4 protein-coding genes are annotated in these 3,887 nt (G+C 64.8%); all 4 read left to right on the top strand.

Translation table 11 applies throughout. From position 1 onward, the window contains the following. The first annotated feature begins 769 nt into the window (after positions 1–769). Positions 770–1,606 carry a tryptophan synthase subunit alpha gene (trpA, locus tag ACLP25_RS05495; protein WP_442468217.1) on the top strand — a complete coding sequence of 279 codons (837 nt, stop codon included), beginning with the start codon at positions 770–772 and terminating at the stop codon, positions 1,604–1,606. A gap of 239 nt (positions 1,607–1,845) precedes the next feature. Then, positions 1,846–2,718 carry an acetyl-CoA carboxylase, carboxyltransferase subunit beta gene (gene accD / locus ACLP25_RS05490; RefSeq protein WP_442468216.1) on the top strand — a complete coding sequence of 291 codons (873 nt, stop codon included), beginning with the start codon at positions 1,846–1,848 and terminating at the stop codon, positions 2,716–2,718. Between the two features lie 171 nt (positions 2,719–2,889). Then, positions 2,890–3,318, top strand: a complete 429-nt coding sequence (locus ACLP25_RS05485) for a hypothetical protein (RefSeq protein WP_442468215.1) — start codon at positions 2,890–2,892, stop codon at positions 3,316–3,318. Positions 3,319–3,589: 271 nt separating this feature from the next. After that, positions 3,590–3,856 (top strand): hypothetical protein, encoded by a 267-nt coding sequence (locus ACLP25_RS05480; protein ID WP_442468214.1) that lies wholly within the window; start codon positions 3,590–3,592, stop codon positions 3,854–3,856. Positions 3,857–3,887: the final 31 nt, after the last annotated feature.

The following is a 3,887-nucleotide window of genomic DNA, read 5'->3' as shown; positions in this document are numbered from 1 at the left end:
GTGCGACCGCCGACGTGGACGGAAGGAGGCGCTTTGCGCTGGACCGGGACGAGCCCAATAACCCCTTCCGCCCATTTCTTTCGGTGCCCCTCAGGCCGCCTATCTCTTTGTTTCACCTGTGCCAAGCTCCCATTTTGGACGCCCCGCTTCGCAGAGGGAGGATAAGCCCTTTTGACTGAAATAAGGCGTTTTTGGGCTGATCGTCAACATAAATGTCGTCAACTATTAGCCTTGGCGGGTCTTCCGGGGTATTTGGGTGATTTTGGTCGCGTTCGGACGCATAATCCCAGTTAGCTAGCCTGTCCTGACGCGATTACCCGCCGGACGCGTTGCTCGGCTTAGGCCGGATAGATTTCACTTTCGGTGGGACCCTTCCGCCAAAAAAGCCTTACAATTCTATGGAAGGTTTTGCAGTCCCACTTTCGGACAAGCGTTTGATATCACTAGGTTGTTGTAGCCCCTTCCGGGACGCCACTCTCCACAATTTGCGGTTAACTGGGACTGTCGCGCGACCTGAAGCAAACTCGGTCGTGTCATCCGGCGGACGTCGCAAGAACGGCAAACTCCCGATTTGCTCCAACGCATGCTGAAGGTTTCTGACGCAGGCCCTTTGCAGGCGCGCGGGGCTGGGCGCAGGGCCTTCGTCCGGAAGCCTCGTAAAGAGGAACCCGCGGGGAGGAAAGGGCTCTCGCCCGGTCCGGAGAGGCGGACGGCCATCCTGCGCCTCACCCGGTTCCCCGCGCCCGCCGGCCATGCTAACGAGCGGCGCATGAGCGAACGCATTGAACGCCGATTTGAGCGGCTGGCCGCCGAGCGCAGGCCCGGCCTCGTCACCTTCGTCATGGCCGGCGACCCCGACGCGAAGACGAGCCTCGCGATATTAGAGGCCCTGCCCGCCGCCGGCGCCGACATCGTCGAGCTCGGCATGCCGTTCACCGACCCGATGGCCGACGGCCCGGCGATCCAGGCGGCGGGCTTGAGGGCGCTAAAAAGCGGGCAGACGCTGCGCGCGACGCTGAAGATGGTCGCGGCCTTTCGCCAGGAGAACGCCGACACTCCGATCATTCTGATGGGCTATTACAACCCGATCTATTCCTACGGGGTCGCGCCGTTCCTCCGCGACGCGAAGGCCGCCGGGGTCGACGGCCTGATCGTGGTCGATCTGCCGCCGGAAGAGGACGACGAATTGTGCCTGCCCTCGCTACGCGCGGGCCTTTCCTTCATTCGCCTCGCGACGCCGACGACCGACGACGTCCGGCTGCCGGCTGTCCTCGCGAATACATCAGGGTTCGTTTATTACGTCTCCATCACCGGCGTCACCGGCTCTGCGACACCCGATCCGGCCGTCGTCGGCAAAGCCGTGGCGAGGATCAAGCGGCATACGGCCCTGCCGGTCGCGGTCGGCTTCGGCGTGAAAGACGCGGCGAGCGCCGCCGCAATCGGATCGGCCGCCGATGGAGTCGTTGTCGGGTCCGCCCTCGTCGAGGCGGTGAGAGGCTCGCTTGAGGACGGAAAAGCGACCCAGGCTACGGTCGGCTCGGTCGGCAAGCTGGTGGAGACCCTCGCGCGCGCCTGCGCATCCGTAGGCGACCGGCCCGCCGCGTGAGGAGAGCAAGATCGTCCCGACAACCTTGTCCTGCGACGACGCCCCTCAGAGGGTGTGAGCTATTGTTTGTTCTTGGGACGCTCGGGAATCGAAAGAGAATCGGACCGGAACCATGCCGAGAACGTCAGGACCTCGAAGAGGGTTCATTCACAAACTGTCAGCACGAGGTCACGCTCGCCAAGCAGCGATAGGCTTGGAAGTCACCAAACAGAGGACGCTCCTTGGGAGCTCGCTGAGCCATGAATTGGATCGACAATGTCGTGCCGCCCAAGATCCGGTCGCTGCTGCGGCGCGAGACCCCGGAAAACCTGTGGGTAAAATGCCCCGAAAGCGGGCAGCTCGTCTTCCACAAGGACCTGGAAGCCAACCTCATGGTGGTGCCGGGCTCGGGCTACCACATGGCGATCGGCGCGAAAGCCCGGCTCGCCGCATTCATGGACGACGGCGCCTACGAGGAGTTGACCGCGCCGGAAGTCCCGGCGGACCCGCTCAAATTTCGCGACGTCAAGCGCTATGTCGACCGCATCAAGGAGAACCGCGCCAAGACCGGCGCCTATGACGCGGTGACCCTTGCGCATGGCAAGCTCGAGGGCCATGAGGTCATGGTCGCAGTGCAGGATTTCGCCTTCCAGGGCGGAAGCCTGGGCATGGCGGCCGGCGAATCGATTATCGCGGGCATGGCGGCCGCGGTCGAACGCCGCACCCCGTTCATCATCTTCACGGCCTCGGGCGGGGCGCGGATGCAGGAGGGCATGTTCGCCCTTATGCAAATGCCGCGGACGACGGTCGCCGTTCGGCGGCTCCGCGCGGCGCGCCTGCCCTATATCGTCGTCTTCACCAATCCGACTACCGGCGGCGTCACCGCCTCCTACGCCATGCTCGGCGACGTCCATATCGCGGAGCCCGGCGCGGTCATCGGCTTTGCGGGGGCGCGGGTGATCGAGCAGACGATCCGGGAGCGCCTGCCGGAGGGGTTCCAGCGCGCCGAATATCTGCGGCTGCACGGCATGGTGGACATGGTTGTCCCGCGGCGGGAGCAGCGGTCGACACTGGCGCGGCTCTGCCGTCTGCTCACTCGCGAGCCGAGGCCGGAGCCCGCGGCAGCGGCATAGGGCGGGACGCGAATAAGCCGGATTCAGGTTTCGCGAAGGGCGCGCGACCATGAAGACTCTGGAGCAGCTTTGCGCTTGCAGAGAACGCCGAGAAGGAGTGTTTCATACCGCGGCCTCTTGCTTGCATGGGGCTTTGGGGCGAGGACCCGCGCCGAGAGGGGATGGCAAGGCATGAGAAGAAGCCGAATAGTCTCGGTCGCGACGGCCGCGGCCGGACTCGTAGCCGCCCACGCGTCGTCCGCGCTCGCCAGCGCCTGCGACCGCGAGGTGGTCGCCCGCATCAAGACGCCGCCCGGCCAGACATGCTGGACCTATCGCGGCGCCGCAACGACTTTCGTCGGCGACTTTGCCCACGGACAGACGATCTTCGCCCAGATGACCGGCCAGTCGGCGGAAATGGACCCGCGCTCCGGCCAGGTCGTGACCTCCTGGAGCCCGCGCGACCCGAACGTCGAGGGGCCGGGCGGGTTCTTCTCTGGAAACGCCCAAGCACCGGGATCGCTGACTTTCATCGCTCCCGCCAACGGAACCTACCGCTTCAGCTTCTCCCCCTGCGCCATGTGGGGCGGCCAGGGCGTGGTGAAGATCTGCGCGAAGTGACTTCGACAGGCGCCGTCACGGGCGCCTCCGCGCGCCTTCAGAGCATTGTGTCTTCAGGTTGAGCCGGCTCCATAATTGCGATCATCCGCAGGGCGTCGAAGCCTCTGTTTGTCGACGGGCTGGGGCGACGGATCCATCGACCAGGCCAAGAGGGCGCCGGTCGCCTGGACGCCATCGGCGCGCAACATTTGGTTTTCCTCGTTCGTCCGCGGAGAGAGGCGCCGGCTCCGAAAATCAGCGGGTTTCGGATGTTGGATTTTCTTGGATTTCCTTGGATGCGGTTGAGTTCTCTCAATGGCTGGAAGGCATGGGGCGGCTGAACGGCGAGCAGATGGCGTTGGCGATCGCCAAGCTCGGCGAGTTCGGGAGCCAAGCGGGGCGGCGGCGATCCGGTGAGGTGGTGGGAAGCTGGCAGTCGCCGGACGCCGGGTTCGACGAGGCGTCGTCGACCGAAGAGCCGCGGCGGCGACGGGCTTTGCCGATCGAGCGGGACGTTTTGGGGACTATCGGCGAACACAAGGTCGAGAGGCTTGGCTGAGAGCCCGACTCGAAATTCAAACGGCTTCGTT

This window comes from Roseiarcus sp. (assembly GCF_052145395.1).
Classification (GTDB): Bacteria; Pseudomonadota; Alphaproteobacteria; order Rhizobiales; family Beijerinckiaceae; genus Roseiarcus.
This window is presented reverse-complemented; position numbering and strand designations above follow the sequence as displayed.

What these genes read in the sequence shown, in the direction of transcription:
- trpA (WP_442468217.1), top strand. Translation starts at nt 770, where the DNA reads ATGAGCGAACGCATTGAACGCCGATTTGAGCGGCTGGCCGCCGAGCGC.
- accD (WP_442468216.1), top strand. Translation starts at nt 1,846, where the DNA reads ATGAATTGGATCGACAATGTCGTGCCGCCCAAGATCCGGTCGCTGCTG.
- ACLP25_RS05485 (WP_442468215.1), top strand. Translation starts at nt 2,890, where the DNA reads ATGAGAAGAAGCCGAATAGTCTCGGTCGCGACGGCCGCGGCCGGACTC.